The following is a 21,727-nucleotide window of genomic DNA, read 5'->3' on the forward strand; positions in this document are numbered from 1 at the left end:
CGACGGACGGGCCGGGGCCCGCGAGGTGGCCCGGCGGCAGCGCGGGCAACGGGCCGGGGGTGGCCGACCGGGCACCCCCGGCCCTGCGGCCCCGGTACCTCAGGCGGGGATCTCCAGCCCGAACAGGTCCGCCGCGTTCCGCCACAGCACCCGGTCCAGTTCCGCGGGGGTGAGCCCGGCGTCCCGCAGGACCCCCAGCGACCAGCAGGGGTCGATCAGTGTTGCGTCCGTGCCGAACAGCAGCCGCTCCACCGGCACCCCGGCCTCCCGCGCGTACGCGATCCGGCCCGAGTCGGCGGCGGTACGGCAGTGCTCCAGGTACAGCCCCTCGCACGAGGCGGCCGCGTGCGCCGCCTCGCGCCAGGCTTCTCCGCCCGCGTGGCCCATGATCACCCTGAGCCCCGGTCGCGAGGCCACCATGTCGGGCAGTTGGAGGACCTCCCGTCCCCAGGTGTGCAGCAGCAGCGGCACACCCGCCTCGGCGACCACGTCGAACGCCCCGGCCATCTCCCGCGAGCCGGGCAGCCGGCCCGGATAGTGCGTGTGGATCTTCGCCCCGACGAACCGCCCTGAGTCCAGGCAGCGGCGCAGGTCCGCGGCGCTCTCCTCGATCCGGTTCGGGTTCACCACGGCGTACCCGTACAGGCGCGGCCGGGACGCCAGTTCCTTCGTCAGCGCCGAGTTGCCGGCGACCGCGTCGTGGACCACCGCCTCCGACGCCGAGACCAGCTGGAGGTCGATGCCGTAGCGGTCCATCAGACGCAGGTTGTCGTCGGCGTCGCCGCAGCTGAGGTGGAACTGCCAGCGGCCCACGTGGGCGTGCACATCGATGATCGGCATCAGCTCAGCAGCTCCTCGACGTTCCCCGTGGCGACGGCGTGGCGCTCGTCGTCGGAGATGTCCGCGTACCGCAACCGCAGGGTCGACGGTGAGATGTCCATGAACGGGGTGCGCGAGCCGAAGACGAGATGGCGGGCCCCCACCGAGTGCACCACCCGTTCGACGGAGTCGGGTCCCGACAGCATCCGCGTGGTGACCCGGAACCCGGGCTCCTCGCGCGCCATCAGCAGGAAGTCCGCGAGCAGATAGGCGTGCAGGTCCAGGAAGACCACATCGGCTCCCCGGCCCATCAGGGGAGGGCCGTAGCGCCGCGGATCACCGTCGTGGAGGAGCACCATCCCGCGCGCCAGGGCCAGCTCGACCACCCGCCGGTAGCCGGGGAAGCCCGGTTCGGCGGCCTGCTCGGCGGTGAACAGCCGCAGGAAGCGCACCCCGGCCGCCGCCAGTTCGTCCAGCCGGTCCTCGGCGGTCATCGCGTCCCGGACGTCGACGGTGCCCACCGGCCGCAGCTCCGGGCAGCCGGCGAGGTCGCGCAGCGTCTCCTCGTTGCCCGCCCGGTCGTCGAACAGCGGCCCGCGCGTGGACAGGGCCAGGGCGCCGCCCACGGGGGAGTGTTCGAGGCGCCTGCGCACCTCCGCGAGTGTGACGTCCCGGTGGTGGCGGGGCCACGGCCCGTACAGCACGTCCACGTCCCAGCCGATCCGCTCCCGCGGAGACGGTGTCAGCCAGTCGTACGCGGGCCGTTGGTCGTGTACGTGCCGTCGGTCGTGCGCGGGTGGTCCGTCGTGTGCGTGCCGTCGGTCGTGCGTGGGCGGCCGGTCGTGTGCGGGTGGTCCGTCGTGTACGTGCCGTCGGTCGTGCGCGGGCGGCCGGTCGTGTGCGGGTGGTCCGTCGTATACGTGCCGTCGGTCGTGCGCGGGTGGTCCGTCGTGTACGTGCCGTCGGTCGTGCGTGGGCGGCCGGTCGCGGTCCGCCGCCGTGCTCGTACTCATCGCGCTCCCACCTCGCCCAGTGTCCGGGCGATCCGGTCGACGTCGTCCTCGGTGTATCCCTCGTTCCACTGGAGCACCAGCAGCGTACGGTCGATCAGCGTCTCCGCCCGGGGACACGGGCCCGGGTGGTGCCCCGAGAGTGCCGGATTGGCGTACAGCGGCCGCTCCAGATAGCCGCGCAGGGCCGGCACCCCCGCGTCCTGAAGTCCGTGCGCCCAGCGGGAGTTGTCGTCCACCAGCAGGGGCATCACCCACCAGGCGTGCCCGGCCCGCCGGGACGGGAGGCGGACGCCGGGGGCCGGAACGAGCCGCTCCACGGCCGCCGCGAACCGGGCGGCCCGCTCCCGGCGCAGTCGCACGACCTCGGGGACCCTGGCGAGCTGGGCCCGTGCCACCGCCGCGACGAGTTCCGTCATCCGGTAGTTGAGTCCCATCGTTCGATGGATGCGGCCCTCCGAGCGGTCCCAGCCCTTGTCCATGAACAGCCGCATCCCGCGGGCCAGTTCGGGGTCGTCCGTGATGCACAGACCGCCGTCGCCCGCCGTGATGTGCTTGTACTGCTGGAGGCTGAAGCAGGCGATGTCGCCCGCGGTGCCGAGCAGTCGGCCGTCCTCGTCCTCGCCCAGCCACGCCTGCGCGCAGTCCTCGACCAGAAGGATCCCGTGCCGGTCGCAGATCTCCCGCAGCCGGGCCACGTCCGCGGCGCCGCCGAAGAGATGGACCGCGACGACCGCCCGGGTGCGGGGGGTGATCGCGGCCTCCACCGCGGCCGGGTCGAGGTTGCCGTCGTCGGCCCGCACGTCCGCGAACACCACCCGGGCGCCCTGGGCGAGGACCGGTGCGACCGTGCCGAAGTCCGAGACGGGGGTGGTGACCACCTCGTCACCGGGTCCCACCCCGGCGGCCGCGAGCGCGATGTGCAGGGCGGCCGTGCCCGAGCTGGACGACACGGCCTCGGCGCGCCCGTACAGCGCCGCCATCTCCGACTCCAGAGCCCGGGCCTCCCGGCCGAACGCCCCGCACAGGACAGCCGAGTCGAGGACCCGCAGCACCGCTGCGCGCTCCTCCTCGCCGAAGGTCCTGCCGCGTGGTTCGAGAACCGTGGGCAGTGGCGTTTCCCGTTGCGGCATGGGGGGACTATCCTCTCGGCAGCACGCGATTACGGCCTGGGCCGAAACTAGAACCCCGGTGGCCGGCCGTCAATCACGCGCGGACCGCCCGCGCAGCGCGTCCCCGGCCGTCCGCCGGTGCGCGCTCCATCCCCCGCAGGTCGTGCTCGCGGCCTCAGCAGAACGGAGACCGGGCCATGCCGCTCACGGTCGGCGTGATAGGTCCCGAGGACCTGGTCCGCAGGGTCGTCGCGGTCGGCGGCGAGGCGGGGCAGGACCCCTTCGTCCGGCTGCTGCCGCTCCCGTACCGCCACGAGGACGAGACCACGGGTGTCGTCACCGGCGCCGGTTCGGCCGCGGACGCCCTGCTGTTCACGGGTGTCGTCCCGCACGGCCTCGCCGTCGCGGCCGGCGTCCTGGACCGCCCCGCGATGTATGTGCCCTACAGCGGCGCCACCCTGCTGCGGGCCCTGGTCGAACTGCTCCGCCTCGGCCACGACGTCTCCCGCGTCTCCATCGACACCCTCCGCCGCGACGAGGTGCTGGAGACGCTCACCGAGGCGAAGCTCCCCACCGAGCACATACGGGTGCTGCCCCACCGGCCCGGCCTCACCGCCCAGGACCTGGTCGACTTCCATCTCGACGCGCGCGCCACCAGGGGCGCCAGGGTCGCGATCACCTGTCTCGGCTCGGCGTTCCACGTCCTGGAGCACCGGACCCACGCGGTACGCCTCGCCCCCTCGCGGCACTCGATCCTCGCGACCCTCCGGGCGCTCGCCCTCGCGACCGCGGGCCGGCAGAGCGGCGACGCCCAGGTCGTGCTCGGCGTCATCGACCTTCCGGCGGCGGGCGACGGGCCGGCGGGCGGTGGGTCTGGGGGCGGTGGAACCGCGGGCGAGGGGCCTGCGGGCGGTGGGCCTGCCGACGACGGGCTGGCCGACGAAGTGCGCGTGCTCGGCGGAAGCCTCGCCGCCCTGCCCGACGGCCGTCGGCTCGTGGTCACCACCCGGGGTGTGCTGGAGAAGGCGACCGACCGGTTCACCCGCATGCCCTTCCTCGACGGCCTCGCCGCCCGGCACGGCACGGCCCATGTCGGCTTCGGCGTCGGGCGCACCGCGGCCGAGGCGGAGGCCCTCGCGCGCCGCGCGGTGAACCGGGCCCGGTCCGTGGGACCCGCCGCGGGCGTCGTGTCGATGACCGACGACGTCGACATCGTCATCGACGGTGCCGCCGCGGACGGCGGCGGGGAGGCGGACGGCGGGACCGCCCCGCCCGGGGGCGCGGCCCTGCTGGCGCGACGCTCGGGCGTCAGCCCGCAGACCCTCGACCGGCTGCGTGAACTCGCCTCCGGGGAAAGGGGGGAGGCGCTCACGGCCCATGCGGTGGCCGAGTACCTGTCCGTGCAGCAGCGCACCGCGCGCCGGATACTCAAGCGGCTGGAGCGGGCGGGCGCGGCCGTTCCCACCGGCATCCGCCAGGAGGGGCGGACGGGCCGGCCGCCGATCGTGTACCGGCTGCGGCTGTAGCCGATCAGCGGCCGCCGCCTCCACCGCCGTCCGTTTGCGTACGGCCGCCGTGCGGGAAGTTACGGTCCGGACCGAAACGACAGCTGCGAAGGAGCTGAGCCGGCTTGAAGATCGCCTCGTTCCACACCCGAGTGGTCCGCGCCCCCTACCGCCGCCCGTTCGCGATCAGCAGCGGAACCAGTCCCGAACTCGTCAGCCTGCTGGTGGAGGTACGCACCGCCGACGGGGCGTCGGGCTTCGGCGAGGCCTCGCCGATGACCCCGTACACCGGGGAGACCCTGGCCGGGCTGCGGGCCGCCCTCACCGAGCACGCCGCGCCCGCCCTCATCGGCCGCGACCCGCGCGATCTGGCGGGGGCGCACACGGCCATGGACGCCGCGATCCGCGGCCAGCACCTGGCCAAGGCCGCGCTCGACCTCGCCCTGCACGACCTGGCGGCCCGCGCGGCGGGCTGGCCCGCGCATCTCCTCCTGGGCGGGGCCGTGATGAGCCGCGTGCCCACCACCTGGGTCGTCGGACTCGGCGGAGTCGAGGAGAGCGCCGAGGAGGCCGCGCGGTACGCCGGGTGCGGCTTCTCCCACATCAAGCTCAAGGGCGGCGAGGACCCCGACCGGGACGTCGAACTCGTCGCCGCCGTGCGCAAGTCGGTCCCCGACGCGGTGGCGCTCTCCCTCGACGCCAACGAGGGGTACGCGCCCGGCAGCGCCCTCCGCACGGTCGCGCGCCTCTGCGACGCCGGTCTCGACCTCGTGGAGCAGCCCCTGCCCCGCTGGGACCTGGCCGGGCTCGCCGCACTGCGCGCCCAGGGCGGCGCCAGGGTGATGGCCGACGAGTCGCTCCAGTCGCTGCATGACGCCCTGGAGATCGTCCGCCGCGGGGCCGCCGACGTACTCAACATCAAGATCCTGAAGGTCGGCGGCCTCCACCGGGCGCGTCAGATCGCCGCCGTCGCCGAGGCCGCGGGGCTCGCCGTGAAGATCGGAACCATGCCGGAGCTGGGTGTCGCCACCCTCGCGGCGGCCCATCTCTCCGCGGCCCTCCCGCACGCCACGGTCCCACCCGATCTGGTCGGCCCCCTGCTCGTCGAGCAAGAGCCGCTGGCCCCGGAGCCCTTCGCGGCGACGGACGGCACGGGCCATGTCCAGCTCCCTGACCTGCCCGGGCTGGGGCACCGGCTGACGCCGCTGTGAGCGAGGCCGCGTCCCGGGGTCCGGGTCCCGCGGTCCGCGTCCCGGGGTCCGCGGTCCGCGTAGGGTGCCGGCGCCGAGCCCGGGTGCCGACCGGGTGCCGGGTGCCGGGTGCCGGGTGCCAGCCTCCGGCCGGGCGCACGGCCCCGCACTCCGCTGTGAGTGCCCGGCGGTCACGAGCCGTGCCGCACGGCGGGCCGGTCCGCCGGCGGGCCGAGTGGGCGGGTCGTGCGGGCGGGCGGGGTGGACGCGTCCCTCTGCCGGGCGCGGTGAGTGCGTCCCTTAACCGGGGGCTCCGCCCACCCGCCCCGTGCGAGGCACCCGGGGCGCCACCCCGTCGCCGAGCCCCGTCGCCGAGCCCCTTGGACGAGCCCCGTCGCCGAGCCCCGCCAGACGCCCCGTCCTCTCCGTCCGCCTCCATCACCTTTCCATCCCCTTTACATCCCTTCCCGCCTCTTCCCATCTCTTTCCGCCTCTTCCCGTCTCTTTCCGTCCTTTTCCGTCCCTCTCCGCGCTCAGGACTCCCCGCCGCTCTTGCGCCGGTGGCGCCGACGGCCCGCGCGGCCGCCCGCCCGCATGTGCGGGCGCCGTCCGCCCGGCGAGGGTGCCGGAGGGGGCGGGGTGGGCAGGATCCAGGACTCGGTTTTTGTCAGCTCGGGGTCGAGGACGTCGTCACCGTAGAGCCCCTGGAGCCAGTTGGTCTGGTAGACGGTGTCGAGGTAGCGCTCGCCCAGGTCCGGCGCGATGGCCACGGCCGTGCGACCGTCGTCGCCGTGCTCGGCGAGCCAGCCCGTCGCGCCGCTGACGACCGTGCCGGTGGAGCCGCCGAACAGGAACCCGCGGCGGGCCAGCCGGTGGCAGGTCCGGATGGTGTCCCGTTCCTCGACGCGGATCACCTCGTCCACGTAGGACTCGTCGAGCAGCGGGGGGCGGATGCTCATCCCCAGCCCGGGGATCATCCTGCGCCCCGCCTCACCACCGAAGGTCACGGACCCGACGCTGTCCACCGCGACGATCCGCACCGGCCGGTGCCAGCCGCGGAAGAAGCGGGCGCAGCCCATCAGCGTGCCGGTGGTTCCGGCGCCGACGAACAGCGTGTCCAGCTCGGGGAACCGGCGCGCGATCTCCGGTGCGGTCCTGCGGTAGTGCGCCCGCCAGTTGCCCGGGTTGGTGTACTGGCTGAGCCACACGTACCGGCTGTCGGAGGCGCACAGCGCACGGAGGTAGTCGATCCGCGCGCCCAGGAAGCTGCCGCTCGCCTCCTGACTGGCGATGACGTGCACCTGGCTGCCGAGGGCCTCCATCATCAGCCGGGTCGTCAGATTGCAGCGGGAGTCGGTGACGCACAGGAACCTGTAGCCCTTGCTCGCCGCGATCATGCTCAGCGCAACGCCCAGGTTGCCCGAGGAGGACTCCACGAGGATCGAATCCCGGGTCAGGACCCCGTCCCGCTCGGCGGCCTCCACCATCTCGATCGCGGCCTTCAGCTTGATCGAGCCGGCGAAGTTGAAGCCCTCGCACTTCAGGAAGAGCGCATGCCCGAGTACGGACTCGAGGTCGATGTAGAGATCGTCTTCGTTGAAGTCCTGGGGAACGGAAATGACAGGCACGATGGCCTCCTCATCTGCAGCGGGCCCGCGGGGCCCCTGCGTCAGCGGCCGTGGAGTCGTCCGTAACTGCTACGGAGACCTGACCCTTGATCTCTCCTGGGACCAGTCCTGCAATGAGCCTCCTCATCGGCGTCCGATCCGCTCAGCCGTACCGGCGCAGTTCGTGGAAGAAGCCGTCGACGACGTGCAGCCCACCGGAGCGCGCCACCTCGTCGTAGACCCATCTGCCGACCGCGAGGTCCAGCACCCCGAGGCCGAACGGCGAGAAGACCACCGGCCGGTCCGACGGGAGCGCCACGCGCCCGGCGATCACGTCGTCGAGCGTGCCGTTGAGGAAGTCCCGGCTTCCGGTGAGCTGTTCGGCCAGGTGCGGGGAGGTGCCGGCCCTGAGGCAGTGCTCGACGTCGTCCACGAAGTTGGCCGAGGCGAGGACGATCTCGGGGGCGAGGTCGCGCAGTGAGACGTGCAGCACCAGCGGGTTGTGCGCGAACCAGGACGGGTCGCCGACGTGCGGCTCGGCGGCGACGGTCGCGAAGACCACGAGGTCGCTGAAGCGGATCAGCTCCTCGGGGTCCTCGTGGACACTGATCCGGCCCGCAGTGCCGGACTGCTCCAGGTAGCAGCGGAACCCGGCCGCGCTCTCCGGCGCGATGTCGTGCACCCCGATCTCGTCGAAGGACCAGCCGGTGCCGGCCAGGAAGGTATGGATGTAGCGGGCGATCAGGCCGGTGCCGAAGAACCCGACCCGCGACGGCCGCCCGGCCGCCCGTCCGCGGCTGAGCCGGTCCGCCGCCAGTGCCGCCGAGGCGGCCGTCCTGGTGGCGCTGATGATGGAGCTTTCCAGGCAGGCGAACGGGTAGCCGGTGTCGTGGTCGTTGAGGATCAGCACGGCCGAGGCGCGGGGGATGCCCGCGGCGACGTTGTCGGGGAAGCTGGAGATCCACTTGATGCCGTCGACACCCTCCTGCCCGCCGAGCGACGCCGGCAGCGCGATGATCCGCGACCCCGGCCGATCGGGAAGGCGCAGGAAGTACGAGGGCGGACTGTCCGTACGGCCCTGGCCGTGCAGCCGGTACGCGGCCTCGACGAGTTCGACGATCCGCTTCTCGTGGCCCCGCAGCGCCCGCTGCACCTGCTCGCCCGGGATCACCGCGAACGAGGGCACGGCCTCCGCGGCCTCCGCGGCCTCCGGAACGCCCGGGCCTTGAGGGTGGGGGCGAGGGTGGGGGTGGGCGTGGCGCTTCGGGGATTCCGTGCCGGACTCCATGGCGGATTCCATGGCGGATTCCATGGCGGATTCCGTGCCGGATTCCATGGCGGACTCCGTCCCGCTGGATCGGATGGCGTTCACAGGGCTCTCACCTCGACGGTCGGCGAGCAGCCGGACAGCGGCACCGGATCGGCCAGCCCGACGAGGATCTCGCGGGGGCCGTCGTAGGGTTCGCGGCTGTGGGCGGTGCGGATGTTGTCGACGAGCATCAGGTCGCCGGGCTGCCAGGGTTCGCGGGCCGTGTGGGCCTCGTAGACCTCGTTGAGGGTCGCCACGACGTCCTCGCCGACGGGGTCGCCGTTGCCGTAGCGGGTGTTGAACGGCAGGCCGTCCTCGCCGTAGACGTCGACGAGGTACTCGCGGACCTCGGGGGCCAGGGTCCACTCGTTGAGGAAGGCGATCTGGTTGAACCAGCAGCGCACCCCGGTCGCCGGGTGGCGCACGACCGCGCTGCGGCGCTGGCGGGTGCGCAGTGCGCCGTCGCTCTGCCAGGCGAAGTCGATGGCGTTGGCGCGGCAGTACTCCTCGACGGCGCCGCGGTCGCCGGTACCGAAGGCCTCGGCCCAGGAGGCGCCGATCTCGTCGTTGTAGCTGCGGGTGAGGAGCCAGCCCTCCCGCTCGAAGCGCTCCACCATCGCCGCGGGCAGCGCCTCCAGCACGGCCGAGGCGTCCGAGACGCCCGTCACCCCGCCCGAGGCGGGAGCGGTCAGGCACGCGAACATCATCATCCCGGGGAACGTCAGCGCGTAGCTGAGTTCATGGTGCATGCACATCGGCTGGTTCGGCGGCCACGCGGTGGACGAGTACACCCCGTCCCGATACGCCTCACGAACGGCGAAGGCCTCCCGCTCGCCCATCAACGGACCGCCCGCCAGCTGCTGGAACACCGCGCCGACCTGGTCCGCCTCCCGCAGTCCCAGACCGCGCACCAGCACCGCGCCGCGCTCGGCGACGAGGGAGCGCAGCGCCTCCCGCTGCCCGGCCGCCCAGCTCGCCGCGTCCCCGGGAGACTCGACGTGCAGGACCGGGGGCCTGCCCGGCTGCGACTCCACGTCGAGCAGTGACGCCTGGGATGAGGAGGACATCTCTTTTCCTTTCGGTCGAAGCTCAGGAGGGAGCCGGCAGGACGGTGGCGCGGAGTACGGTGCGTGCCGCCTCGGCCGGACGGGTGCGAAGGAACCAGTGGCCGCCGTCGGGCAGCTCGTGCACGTCGACGCGGTCGGCCAGCAGCCGCCAGTCGAGGCGCCGTTCGGGGGGTGCGGTGACGGGGTCGTCGGCGGCCACGACGACGGTGACCGGCGCGGACAGCTTCACGTCGGGCGGGGTCTCCAGGAGGCCGGCGAAATAGCGGTGCGCGGCCGCGCAGTCGTGGCGGTAGGCGGCGCCGACGTACTCGGCGCGCTGGGCGTCCAGTTCGCCGAGCGCGGTGAGGCCGAGGTCGGTACTCAGCCCGGCGGCGATCTCGGCGTCGCTTCCGCGCTCGAGCCGCTCGGCGGAACCGAGCCGCTCCGCCGCCTCGCCGAGCAGCTGCGCGGCGAGGAACACCCTCGCCACCCCGACACCTCGCTGCTCGAGCCTGCGCGCCGTCTCGACGGCCGGAGCGGTCCCGGAGGAGTGGCCCCACAGCAGCACCCGGGACAGGCCGAGCCCGGTGATCTCGTCGACGACCCGCTCGACCACCTGCTCCAGCGGGGCGAAGGGCTCGCGGGCTGCCGCCACGTCGTGGCCCGGCAGCTCGACCGCGTACACGGCGGGTCCGCGGCCGCCCAGGGCCCGGGCCAGCGGGTGGAAGTTCACCGCGTTGCCGCCCGCGTACGGGAAGCACACCAGCGCGCCGGCCCGCGCGTCCGCGGACTCCGACAGTCGCTCCAGCAGGCCGCCCGCGGCGGTGCGGCGGGTGCCCTGCGCCGCGGGCCGGGCGCCCGGGGTGCCCGGGGTGTCCTGGGTGTCCTGGGTATCCGGGGTGTCCGGGGTGTCCTGGGCATTCCGGGCGGGTTGCCGGCCGGTGCCGGTGCCGGTGCCGGTGCCGGTCTCGGTCTCGGTCTCGGTCTCGGTGTTGGGGTTGGGGTTGAGGAGGGTGGCGAGGTCGGTGAGGACGGGGTGGCGGGTGACGTCCTTGAGGGTGATGGCGCGGTCGAGGGCGATGGCGAGTTTGACCGCGGACAGTGAGGTGCCGCCGCGGTCGAAGAAGTGGTCGTTGCGGCCGATCTGCTCCGGCGGGACGCCGAGCACGGCGGCCCAGGCCGCTGCCAGCCGCTGCTCGGCCGCGGTCGCCGGCGCCTGGCGCCCACCGCCGCCGGCCGGGGCGGTGGCCTCCAGCGTGCCGGCCAGCGCGGTCAGCGCCTTCTTGTCGACCTTGCCGTTCGCGGTCAGCGGCAGCTCCGGCCGCCAGTGGAACACCGAGGGCACCATGTACGACGGCAGCACCCGCCCCAGCCCCGCCGCCAGCACCCCGCCGCCCAGTTCCTCCCGTGCGGTGTAGAACGCCACCAGCCGCTTGCCCGCCGGACCAGCGACCGGCACCACCGCACCGTCACGCACCCCCGCCACACCCAGTAGTGCGTTCTCCACCTCACCGATCTCGATCCGGAACCCCCGGATCTTCACCTGCGCATCCCGCCGCCCCAGGAACTCCAACCGCCCCGACACATCCCAGCGCCCACGATCCCCACTGCGATACAACCGCTCACCCGGCCGCAACGGATCCGGCACGAACACCGCCGCCGTCCGCTCCGGGTCGTTCACATAACCCCGCCCCACACACACCCCCGAGAACACGATCTCCCCCGGCGCGCCCAACGGCACCGGCCGCAACCCCTCGTCCACCACATACACACGCACATTCGCCACCGGCCGCCCCACCAGCACCCGATCCACCACCCCCGTGATCACCTCGTGGTTGGTGTCGTCACAGGTCTCCGTCAGCCCGTAGGCGTTCACCAGGGGAATCCCCGGCTGCACCGCGAACCACCGCTCCACCAGATCCCGCTTCAGCGCCTCACCGGTCACCGACACACAGCGCACCCCACCCAAACTCCGCGGCGTCCGCTCCAGCGCACTGACCACCGCCTCCAGATACGACGGCACCACCTGCACCACATCCACCCCGGCACCGACCACCGTGTCCATGAACCGCGACACATCCAGCACCGCGTCCTGCTCCACCAGCACCGTCCGCCCACCCACCAGCAGACCTGCCAGCAACTGCCACAACGAAATGTCGAAACACTGGGGCGCGACCTGCGCCACCGCACCGCCCTCGACGATCCCCAGATCATCGATCTTCGCCAGCAGGTGATTCACCAGCCCCGCATGCTCACACATCGCGCCCTTCGGCTCCCCCGTGGAACCCGACGTGAAGTAGATGTACGCCAACTGCCCTGCTCCCACCGGGACATTCAGATCACCAGAACCATGCCCCTCCGCATACGCCTCCTCCACCAACACCCGCGCCACTCCACCGACCCCAGCCCCAGTCCCAGCCCCACCAGTCCCAGTCCCGGCCCCAGCAGTCCCAGCCCCGGCCCCACCGTCGGCAGCAAGCGCCTGATCCAGCGAACCCGTACTCCCCGCCTCACTCAGCACCACCCGGCACCCCGCCCGCGACAGCACCGCAGCGATCCGCCCCGCCGGGAAACCCGGCTCGATCGGCAGATACACCCCACCCGCCTTGAACACCGCCAGCACCGACGCCAACCAGTGCGCATTGCGCCCCAGCACCACCCCCACCACGCTCTCCCCCTCCACCCCACGCACCCGCAGTGCGCGCGCCAACCGGTTCGCCCGCCCGTTCAACTCCCCGTACGTCCACACCCGATCCCCCTCCACCACCGCCACCGCATCGGGATGCGCCCGCACCCGCTCCTCGAACAACTCGTGCGCCCGCAGCCCCGGCAACTCCCGCCGCCGACCCGCCAACCCCTCCACCTGGAAGGCCACCTCCCCCTCCGACACCACCGAGCCCAAACCCCCATCCACACCCGCCGCCATCTCCCCCAACGCCGCCAGGTGGTATCCCACGAACCGCCCCGCAGCCTCCCCGTCCAACACATCCACCCGATAACGCAACCCCAACACCACCCCGTCACCGTTCACCCCACCGGCGCCCCCACCCAGCACCGAAAACCGCGACACCACACCACCATCCGCACCGGCGTCGCCCCGGCAGCCGCCCTCATCCCCACGCCCGTCCCCACGCCCGTCCCCACCAAAAGCATCGAACTCCACCTCGAACAACGGCCCCGCGACCCCCAACTCCCGCGCCAGCTCGCCCACCGGGAACCCCCGATGCTGCAGCACCCCCGAAGCCATCCGATCCGCCTCCGCCACCACATCCCGCCACGTACCGGCACCACCCACCGCCACCCGGCACGGCAGCGCCCGCCCACCCCCGACCGGAACCCAACCCGTCACCACCTCGTCCTCGCCCGACAACACCCCCAGCACCCGCACATGGGCCGCCAGGAACAGCGACGACAGCGGCACACCCAACTCCCCGGCCACCCGCCCCAACCCCCGCACCAACCCGTCAGGGACCGCCACCTCGCACACCCCGGAACCACCACCACCCGACGCGGGAACATCCGCCACCCACCGCGGCACCGCGGTGAACCCACCCGCCGCCAGCACCCCACCCCAGAACTCCCGGCCCGGGTCCGCCTGAGGTGCCGGTGCCGGTGCCGGTGCCGGTGCCGTCTGCGCCGTCTGCGCTGCCCGTTCCGTCCGTTCCGTCGGCGCTGTCCGTTCCTTCGGCGCCGCCTGCGCCGTCTGCTCCGTCTGCGTCTCCATCGGTAAGCTCCCTCAGCCTCGCCCGGGCGCCGGTCGCCCGTGCTGCGGACTGCCGTTCAGCGCGGCGGGCTGGTAGGCGTTCCCGCGTGCCTCGGCGGCCGGGTTCCCGACCCAGCGCGCGTGGGCGGGCACCTCCTCGCCCTTCATCAGGAAGGCGTCGGCGGCGAGCTGCGCATGGTCGCCCATCGTCACGCCGTAGTGGACGAGGGCGTTGACGCCGACGGTGCATCCGGTACCGAGGACGATGTGATCGGACTTGAACGTGCCGTCCTCCTGGGAGTGGCACTGGATCGTGCTCCCCTGGTTGAGCGTGCAGAAGTCGCCGATCGTGGTCAGCGTCCGCTCGGTGAGCCCCGCGCCGTCGTCGAAGACCCGCTTGCCGACGCGCACGCCCAGCATCCGCCACAGCAGCGTCTTGTAGGGCGTGCCGCTGAAGATCTTGAGGTACTGCTCGGGCACCTTCCAGAGGCGCTCGTGCCACCAGAAGTAGGGGTCGTAGATGGAGCAGATCTTGGGCTCCAGCGGGCGGAAGCGGGTGATGAGGCGTTCCGACAGGGTGAAGAAGCACCCCGTGAACGCGAGGGCGGTCGCGAGATACAGAGCGATCACGAGGGGGCCGAAGACACCGAACACATCGAGGGTCGCCAGTGCGCAGACCATCAGCACGAACGCGTGCACCCAGCGCAGGAACAGCCAGAAGGCCATGGTGCGGAGGTTGTAGCGGTTCTTGGCGGCCAGGTTGCGGCGGAACTCCTCGCCGGTCCGCAGATGGTCGAAGCGGGTGTCGCGTTCGACGGTCCGCGGAACCTCGAAGCACGGCGCGCCCAGCAGTCCGGTGCCCTCTCGGACCTCACCGTCGAGCGGGATCATCACCTTGGTCGCGAGCAGGGTGTTCTCTCCGGTCCTGCCGCCCGCCGGGTAGCCGATCCCGTTGCCGAGGAAGCTGCGCGGGCCGATGACGGTCCGGCAGACGCGGAACGAGGTCCCCGAGAACTCCGCGTTCATGACGGAGAGCCCGTCGGCGACCATCGTGCCGCTGCCGACGGTGGTGAGGTACGGGGACTCGTGCTTCACATGGGTGCCGAAGTTGGACCCGGTCTGCTCCACCTTGGACAGGTCGTAGCCCAGGAAGCGCAGGTAGTGGACGATGTACGAGCTGTCTCCGAAGAGCCAGCCGAAGAACCTGACGTTGGTCATCCGCGCGATCATCCGGTGCAGCGAGTACTGGAGGCCGTACAGCGGATAGACCCGGTCCGGCCTGATCGCCAGACTGAGCAGCCGCGGCACGGTGAACAGCCAGGCCAGACCGAGGACGATGGAGCCGAAGAAGAGGACGACGGACAGGATCAGGGCGTCGACGTAGAGGCCCGCGGACGTGAGCTGCGCGCCGGGGGCGAGCAGCCGGCTCAGCACCGGGATCTCCGTGACCACGATGTACGCGCCGCCGACCATGAGCGGGACCGAGAACGCGAACAGCTGGAGCACACTGCCGAGCCCGAACAGCGTCCGCCGCAGGCTGCCGCAGCTCGCCGCCGGGACCCGCACGTAGTCGACGTCGGTGCGTTCGGCGGGGGACCCGTGCCAGCGCTCCCCGTCCGGGACCGCGTCACCGCTCTGAAGGGCGGACGCGTGGCCCAGTTGGCTGCGGTCGCCGATCGCCGTGTCGATGTCCAGCACCGTCTTCTCACCGACGAACGCGTCCCGCCCGATCGTGACCCGGCCCGTCTGGATACGTCCGGCGTGGGCGCGGTAGCCGGCGAAGTGGGAATCCTTGCGGACGACCGTGCCGGCGCCGATCGTCACGAGGTCGGTGCACACCGGAACGCTCTGGGAGAGAATGGTGACGTTCTTTCCGATACGGGCGCCGAGGGCGCGCAGATAGAGCACATACAGTGGATTCCCGACGTAGAATCGCATCGGGTTCGCGTTGACCAGTGCCTTGACGGTCCAGAACCGCAGATAGGCCAGGCCCCAGACGGGGAAATCCTGCGGCTTCCAACGGCCGACGAGAATCCATTTGGCGGCGATGGGAAAGAGGCAGAGTGCCAGTATCGCCGCGCTTCCGAAGACCATGGACCGCAGATACAGGTGCAGCAGGCCGGAGCCTCGGGAAACCCACTCGTATCCGCGGATGGTGACGGTCCCCACGGCGAAGCAGTAGGCGAGGAAAATCAAAGTCTGTGCCGTGCCGCACAGCAGATGGGCCCTTTTGCTCACGGGCGTGACGGTCTCGGCGGGCTCGGACGTCCGCGCCGATTCGGACGCGGGCGCCTCGTCCACGAGCGCGGTCACCAGGCTGCGGATCGTCGGGTACTGGTAGATGTCCTTCATCGACACCGGGGGGAGGCCGTCGCACTTCCTGACCCGGGCGCAGAACTGTGCCATGACCAGCGAGTTGGCACACAGGTCCTCGAAGAAGTGGCTGTCGACCGATATCTGCTCGGCCTTCACCAGGCCGGCCAGCAGTTCGGTGAAGTCCCTCTCGGCACCTGTCGTTCCCGTTCCCGCCGCCGTGCCGTTGACCCGGCGCTGTGTGAGCGCCGAGTCATCCGGCTCGGGCGTCAGGACCTCGACAGACTTTTCCACCATGCGAGCTCCTCGAGGAAATGCCGGTCGCCATCGTCCCTGCGCCCGGCACTCGTTGTCCTCACGCTCCGGTGGATGACCGGAGCGAGCAATCCGGAAGTCACGCGGTCGTGAACTCTTCTCCGGTCACAATCACGATCACAGTCTCCGCCGTGCATCCCGGGGTTGCCACTCGGACCCGCTCCCGACGGACTGCTCCCGGCGCGGCGGTGGGGCTGATGACTCCCGGCCACGGAACCGCCGGTGACCGGCGGTCCGGTCACCGCATCAAAGCTCTTGTCATCGTCGGCACGAGGCGGTGTCCCCCCTGCCGACCGCTGGTCACAGCCGCCTCGGAGGCGCTTGAACCGCACCCGTCTGCTATTCGGCGCCGGCACCCCGAACGGATGGGAAATCCTTCAATCAAATATTCTCGAAGCTCCGGGGAGAATTCGGCCGGACGGGTGAAGGCGTAAGCGACGCGAACGGGCGAGGCGAACGGGCGAGGCGAACGGGCGAGGCGAACGGGTGGCCGGAAGGGCGGCCGGACGGGGCGTCCCGGGGGCGGTGAGAGGCGCCGGACGGGGAGGTCCGAGCGCCGCTGTTCCCCGGGATGGCGCGGCCGGGGAGGGGCGTGCCCGCGGGTGCGCGGGAGCATTCTCGGTCCACATGCCGGCGACGCTGCCGGAGCAGACGCGCCCGCGCGCGGGAGTGTTCGAGCCGCACGTCGTCGCCGGCGCCACGACCCGGCGCCACGACCCGGCGACGCGACCCGGGGCGCGCCCGTGGGCGGGCGGGAGCGTCCGCGCATGGGCAGAGATCGGCAGGATCCTCGGCGGCACGCCCGCGGGCGGGCGCGCGGGAGTCGCGGCCCGGATGGGTGTGTCCGAGCGGACCGGGCACGCCCGCGGGCAGGCCCGCGGGAGCATCACGGATCCCGGTGACGGTGTCCGCACGCTGCGTGACGGGCTTGCCCGGGGCTCTGCGGCGGCTCCCGGGCCCGGCCGGAGCGGGGAGGCGGCAGCCGTTCGCCGCACCGGGCCGGCCTGCGGCCGGTCAGTCCCCTCGGCCCGGTGCCCACCGCCCGGCCAGGGCCTCGTCGACGGACTCGGTCAGCCGGGTGAGCCGTCGGCGCTCTGTCGCGTCCAGGTCCCCGGTGTCGACGGCGGAGCGCAGCCGGGCGAGTGCGGCGGTGATCGGCGGGTGCTGCCCGGCGGCGCCGCACCAGGCGATCTCCCGCAGCAGCGCCGCGATACGGGCCAGCACGGCGGGCTCCCCGGCTCCGTAACGCAGGGGCTGGTCCACCGCCAGTCCCAGCAGGTCGCTCAGTCCGGGGCGCCGCAGCACCACCCTGACCCGCTGGTGGTCGTCGAACAGCAGCCGGGGGCCGAGGTCGCGGCGCACCATCTCGCACAGCAGGGCGGAGGAGTGGGACAGGGCGTGCACGGCGGTGGTCGGGTCGTTGATGCCGGGGGAGAGGGCCTTGGCGGCGATGTCGGTGAGCTGCCGGAGCCCGAAGGCGACGTCCTGGAGGTCGGTGCGTTCGGTACCGGTCCGCACGGCCTCGGGGACCTCTGCGGCCAGGCGCGTACGGGTTTCCTGGGAGAACGGTTCTCCGGAGCGCGGCCAGGCGGCTCCGACGGGTGTCCCGGCGATCAGCGAGCTTCCGGGGCGGCGGTCGATGAGCACCACGGAGTCGGTCTCGATGGCCGTGTTCAGCAGGGCCGCCTCGTCCACATGGGTGAGGAAGCCGGAGGTGCCGGCGGTCAGGGTGAGCGCGTTGGCGGGCGGTTCCGGTACTGCGGCCGGCGGTGGCGGGGCGGGCGGGCTCCCGGTGGCGGAATCGCCGGAGGAGGCCTCCCGCTTCTCCGGGCGGAGCCCGTCCCGCTTCTCCGGGCGGAGCCCGTCCCGCTTCTCCGAGCGGAGCCCGTCCTGCTTCTCCGGGAGGAGCCGCTCAAGGGTGCGGTCGGCATCGGAGTGGACGCTGTTCATCATCGTCTCGACCCGGATCTCGCGTGCCAGGTGGGACAGGAACAGCACCAGGGCGAGCAGGCTCGCGAGGGTGAGCACCAGCGCCGCGGTGACCGACACCTGGGGGACGAACCCGGTCCGCCCGTCCTCGCCGGTGCGCACGCTGCGCAGCACGGTCAGGGCGAACGTGAACGTCGCGAGGAACAGCGCCAGGGTCGTCTGGACGTACCGGTCGGCGGTGAAGGTGCGCAGCAGCCGCGGGGAGAACTGGCTGCTCGCCAGTTGCAGCGTCAGCACGGTCAGCGAGAAGGTCAGCGCCGTGACCGTGACCAGCGAGCCGGCGATCGCCTCCAGCACCGAGCGCGCGGCGTCCGAGGTGCCGCTGTAAAGGTAGGTCCTGAGCCACGACGGCATGTCGCTCTGGAACCGCTCGTCCAGCAGGGGCAGCCCCACGCCGGCGACGACGGCGAGTGCGATGCCCAGCGTCGGCAGCGGCCACAGCTGGACCCGGAGCGTGTCACGCATCGGTGCGGGACCCGGGGGCCGCGGCGCTGGCGCCATCGGCCGTGGTGGTGGCCGTGTCGGCCGCGGTGGTGACCGGTGGACCGGCCCGCGAGGGGGCCGGGGAGCCAGCGGCGGCCGATGTGTTCCCGGAGGCGTGGAGACGGGGGGACCGCTTCCGTGTCAGCACGAGATCAGGCTACCGAACACCGCGGAAGGCACATCTTCTGTGATCCGGTTCTGTGGTCCGGGTTCTGTGGTCCGGTTCTGTGGTCCGGGCGTATCGCTCGTCGCCGCCCGGCCGCGGCGCGATGCCGGCCCTCGACCGCCCGGACGACCCCGGCCCGTACGGCTCGTCCTGTGGAGCGCGTCGTACGGGCCGGGGCTCGCGGCGGTGGGGCCGGCCGGGCCGGTGGGTGACGGGCCGGCCGGTGGCGGGGTCGGGTGACGGGCCGGCCGTGGGCGGGTGGTGGGGTCAGCCGGTGGGGGCGCAGACGGCGAGGGCGATGACCCTGCCGCTGTCGTGGAGCATGTGGGCGCGCCAGGCCGTGGCGCCCGGGGTGGGGCCGTTGACGACGGGGTAGTCGTAGATCTCGCCGCCGTTGGCGCGGACGAACCGCTGCACGCCGTATCCGCCGCCCGCGACGCGGGTGCCGGCGGGGCAGGCGGCCTGGGAGTCGCGTGCGGAGGGGCCGGTGGCGATCCGGTAGCCGAGGCCTTCGGGCGCGCAGACGGCGAGGGCGATGACCCTGCCGCTGTCGTGGAGCATGCGGGCGCGCCAGGAGTTGTCGGTGGCGACGGGGCCGTTGGCGGTGAGGGAGTCGTAGAGCGTGCCGCCGCGGGCGTGCACGAAGGTCTGGATGCCGTAGCCGCCGCCGATCACGCGGGTGCCGGTGGGGCAGGTGGCGTCCGACTGGCCCGCGGAGGGGCCGGTGGCGATCCGGTGGCCCATGCTCTCGGGTGCGCAGACGGCGGTGGCGGTGATCCTGCTGTTGCCCTGGTGCATGCGGGCGCGCCAGGAGTTGTCGGTGGCGACGGGGCCGTTGGCGGTGGCGTAGTCGTAGATGGTGCCGCCGTTGGCCCGGGCGAAGCTCTGGATGCCGTAGCCGCCGCCGACGACGCGGGTGCCGGTGGGGCAGGTGGCGTCCGACTGGTGCGCCGAGTTCCCCGTGGCGATGCGGTACCCCTGGTCGTTCGGAGCGCACAGGGCGTAGGCCAGGACGGTGCTGGTGTCCCTGAGCACGCCCGCGCGCCAGGAGTTGTCGGCGGCGACGGGGCCGTTGGCGGTCACGTAGTCGTAGACGCTGCCGCCGTTGGACCGGGCGAAGCGGGTGGCCTGGTAGCCGCCGCCCATCACCGTGGTGCCCGCCGGGCACCTGGCGATCGACTGGCGGCCCTCGGAACCGGTGACGAGGGTGGGCGCGGTGGCGCGGGGTGCCGCGGCCGACGGTGCGGGGAGGGCGCCGGCGGGGGAGAGCGGCAGGGCGGCGAGGATGCCGATGCCGGTCAGCAGCCCGAACCGGCGGAGCAGGGTCCTGGGGTTCACACGATTCCTCTCGTGGTCGTCGGTGGACCGGATCTCCCCGGCGCACCGGCGGGAGTCTGCCAGTACCTCTGCGGCATAGCGGCTCTTTCCGGACATATACGATAGGCGTACTTCTTTCCTCTTGAGGGGTGGCCGTCGAACGCCCGCATCCGTCGCCCGCATCCGTGCGGGTACGCCCGCGAGGCCCGTATCGGAAGCAAGGAGCACCCCGAGCGCCCGGAGGGCTGCACCGCGCCCCTCTGCAAGGCAGACCGCGAGGCGGAGATGAGTGCGGCGCACGCGTACTTCTCCACGCGTCTCCAGCAGGCTGTCGGCGCGGGTAAACGGACGCCTCACGCGACGTGAACGGCAGTGCCCCGCGCCGGACAGGTCCGGAGCGGGGCACCTGGCGTGCGGGTCAGTTCTGTGCTGTGTGGGTGATGAAGTCGTGCCATGCGGTGGGGGAGAGGGTGAGTTGGGGGCTGCGCTGGTCCTTGGAGTCCCGGACGTGGACTGCCCGTGTGCCCGTTGCCACCTCGACGCAGTCGTCGCCGTCGGAACCGCTGTAGCTGCTCTTGAACCAGGTCCGTTCGTCGATGCTGCTCATAGCGGCTCCTCGCAATCGCTTCAGCAGGCTCCTGCCGGTCAGTTCTGTGCCGTGTGGGTGATGAAGTCGTGCCATGCGGTGGGGGAGAGGGTGAGTTCGGGGCTGCGCTGGTCCTTGGAGTCCCGGACGTGGACTGCCCGTGTGCCCGTCGCCACCTCGACGCAGGCGTCGCCGTCGGAACCGCTGTAGCTGCTCTTGAACCAGGTCCGTTCGTCGATGCTGCTCATAGCGCTCCTCGAAGTTGCTTCAGCAGGCTCCTGGAGTCATCGGAGGTGAGGGCCTGCGAACGCAGTCTCGCATACCGCTGGAGCATGATGCTGACCTCCTTCCGGTGCGAGACCAGCAGGCCGCCCCGCTGGCCCTCCGCGTAGCCGGACCACTTGTTGTCCGGGGACTCCAGGAGCATCAACGGTCCGTCGAACCCGGCGTGGTCGGGCTGGTGTCGCGGCATGATCTGCAGCTCGACGTTGAACTGCGCCGACATCTCCAGCAGCTTGTCCAGCAACTCGCGCATCACGTCCGGTCCTCCCGTGCCACGCTCCAAGAGGGACTGCTCGACGATGAAGCTGAACGCGATCGGCGGCCTGCGGTCGAGCAGCTGCTGGCGTTCCAGCCGGGCCGTGACCTGTTTCGCGACCTGCTGCTCGTCCTTGACCGGCGGCACGCTCTCGGTCACCGCCCGCGCGTACGCCTCCGTCTGCAACAGGCCGGGCACCACACGGCACTCGTAGGTCCACAGGGTCAGGGCCTGCGCCTCCAGCCTCGCCCACTGCCGGAACCAGCTCGCCAGCCCCGCCTGACGCGACAGGTGCGGCGCCGCCTTCCGCAGCGCGCCCGTGTTGCCGAGCAGTGGTTCCGCCCGCTCCACGAAGTCGCGGTCGGCCATCCGCCGGCCCTGCTCGACCGAGGCCACGGTGTGCTTGGAGTAGCCGACCCGGGTGCCGAACTCCTCGCGGCTCAGGCCCGCGTGTTCGCGTAGTGCCTGGACGACGGCGCCGAAGGTGCGGAGACTGTCCGAGATCTGCGGCTGGTTTCCGTGGCTGGTTCTGGTTGTGGTCGCCGCTCCCGCTGCACCGTCCGCGTCCGCGATACCATCCGCGTCGGCGTTGTCGTGCCCGTCCGCGATGTCGTCCGCGTCTGTGTCGTCGTAGGCCATGTGCGGGCCGCCTTCCGTGCGCGTGCTGCCGAACCGCCCCCTGCTCGGTCCATCGTCACGTGACGGGATACGTACGGTCC

General features: G+C 72.4%; 15 protein-coding genes. 2 read left to right on the forward strand and 13 right to left on the reverse strand.

What is annotated here, in order from left to right:
• Nucleotides 1–99 precede the first annotated feature (99 nt).
• From DDQ41_RS19370 to DDQ41_RS19380, 3 genes are all read right to left on the reverse strand, one after another.
• Nucleotides 100–840 (reverse strand): amidohydrolase family protein, encoded by a 741-nt coding sequence (locus DDQ41_RS19370; protein ID WP_109295608.1) that lies wholly within the window; start codon nucleotides 838–840, stop codon nucleotides 100–102.
• A complete protein-coding gene (locus DDQ41_RS19375; RefSeq protein ID WP_262508507.1) occupies nucleotides 840–1,529 on the reverse strand; it encodes a hypothetical protein in 690 nt (229 codons plus the stop codon). The genes DDQ41_RS19370 and DDQ41_RS19375 overlap by 1 nt, the downstream gene beginning before the upstream one ends.
• Nucleotides 1,530–1,828: 299 nt before the next feature.
• Complete coding sequence (locus DDQ41_RS19380) at nucleotides 1,829–2,962, reverse strand: DegT/DnrJ/EryC1/StrS family aminotransferase (protein WP_109295609.1); 1,134 nt, start codon at nucleotides 2,960–2,962, stop codon at nucleotides 1,829–1,831.
• A 176-nt stretch (nucleotides 2,963–3,138) separates the two neighbouring features.
• Between DDQ41_RS19380 and DDQ41_RS19385 the strand changes: the two genes are divergently transcribed.
• Together DDQ41_RS19385 and DDQ41_RS19390 are read left to right on the forward strand one after the other, a co-directional pair.
• Nucleotides 3,139–4,467 carry a hypothetical protein gene (locus tag DDQ41_RS19385; RefSeq protein WP_109295610.1) on the forward strand — a complete coding sequence of 443 codons (1,329 nt, stop codon included), beginning with the start codon at nucleotides 3,139–3,141 and terminating at the stop codon, nucleotides 4,465–4,467.
• A gap of 104 nt (nucleotides 4,468–4,571) precedes the next feature.
• Nucleotides 4,572–5,657: a mandelate racemase/muconate lactonizing enzyme family protein gene (locus DDQ41_RS19390; RefSeq protein ID WP_109295611.1), complete on the forward strand. Its 1,086-nt coding sequence runs from the start codon at nucleotides 4,572–4,574 to the stop codon at nucleotides 5,655–5,657.
• A 512-nt stretch (nucleotides 5,658–6,169) separates the two neighbouring features.
• Here DDQ41_RS19390 and sbnA read toward each other — a convergent pair.
• From sbnA to DDQ41_RS19445, 10 genes are all read right to left on the reverse strand, one after another.
• Entirely contained in the window at nucleotides 6,170–7,264 is a 1,095-nt protein-coding gene (sbnA, locus tag DDQ41_RS19395) for a 2,3-diaminopropionate biosynthesis protein SbnA (protein ID WP_109295612.1), read from the reverse strand.
• A 142-nt stretch (nucleotides 7,265–7,406) separates the two neighbouring features.
• On the reverse strand, nucleotides 7,407–8,531 hold the full coding sequence (gene sbnB, locus DDQ41_RS19400) for a 2,3-diaminopropionate biosynthesis protein SbnB (protein ID WP_394342187.1): 1,125 nt from the start codon (nucleotides 8,529–8,531) through the stop codon (nucleotides 7,407–7,409).
• Nucleotides 8,532–8,611: 80 nt separating this feature from the next.
• Nucleotides 8,612–9,619 (reverse strand): TauD/TfdA family dioxygenase, encoded by a 1,008-nt coding sequence (locus DDQ41_RS19405; protein ID WP_109295614.1) that lies wholly within the window; start codon nucleotides 9,617–9,619, stop codon nucleotides 8,612–8,614.
• Between the two features lie 22 nt (nucleotides 9,620–9,641).
• Complete coding sequence (locus tag DDQ41_RS31930; RefSeq protein WP_449451405.1) at nucleotides 9,642–12,971, reverse strand: non-ribosomal peptide synthetase; 3,330 nt, start codon at nucleotides 12,969–12,971, stop codon at nucleotides 9,642–9,644.
• Between the two features lie 363 nt (nucleotides 12,972–13,334).
• Entirely contained in the window at nucleotides 13,335–15,911 is a 2,577-nt protein-coding gene (locus DDQ41_RS19420; RefSeq protein ID WP_109295616.1) for a Pls/PosA family non-ribosomal peptide synthetase, read from the reverse strand.
• A 1,032-nt stretch (nucleotides 15,912–16,943) separates the two neighbouring features.
• Nucleotides 16,944–18,383 carry a DUF2254 domain-containing protein gene (locus tag DDQ41_RS19425; protein WP_109295617.1) on the reverse strand — a complete coding sequence of 480 codons (1,440 nt, stop codon included), beginning with the start codon at nucleotides 18,381–18,383 and terminating at the stop codon, nucleotides 16,944–16,946.
• A gap of 451 nt (nucleotides 18,384–18,834) precedes the next feature.
• Nucleotides 18,835–20,001: a hypothetical protein gene (locus tag DDQ41_RS19430; protein ID WP_109295618.1), complete on the reverse strand. Its 1,167-nt coding sequence runs from the start codon at nucleotides 19,999–20,001 to the stop codon at nucleotides 18,835–18,837.
• A gap of 301 nt (nucleotides 20,002–20,302) precedes the next feature.
• Nucleotides 20,303–20,491 (reverse strand): DUF397 domain-containing protein, encoded by a 189-nt coding sequence (locus DDQ41_RS19435; protein ID WP_109295619.1) that lies wholly within the window; start codon nucleotides 20,489–20,491, stop codon nucleotides 20,303–20,305.
• Nucleotides 20,492–20,529: 38 nt separating this feature from the next.
• Complete coding sequence (locus DDQ41_RS19440; protein WP_109295620.1) at nucleotides 20,530–20,718, reverse strand: DUF397 domain-containing protein; 189 nt, start codon at nucleotides 20,716–20,718, stop codon at nucleotides 20,530–20,532.
• The gene (locus tag DDQ41_RS19445; protein ID WP_109295621.1) at nucleotides 20,715–21,647 is read right to left on the reverse strand and encodes a helix-turn-helix domain-containing protein; all 933 of its coding nucleotides are present in this window, start codon (nucleotides 21,645–21,647) and stop codon (nucleotides 20,715–20,717) included. Before DDQ41_RS19445 ends, DDQ41_RS19440 begins: the two co-directional genes overlap by 4 nt.
• Between the last annotated feature and the right edge of the window lie 80 nt (nucleotides 21,648–21,727).

The organism is Streptomyces spongiicola, from assembly GCF_003122365.1.
Lineage (GTDB): Bacteria > Actinomycetota > Actinomycetes > Streptomycetales > Streptomycetaceae > Streptomyces > Streptomyces spongiicola.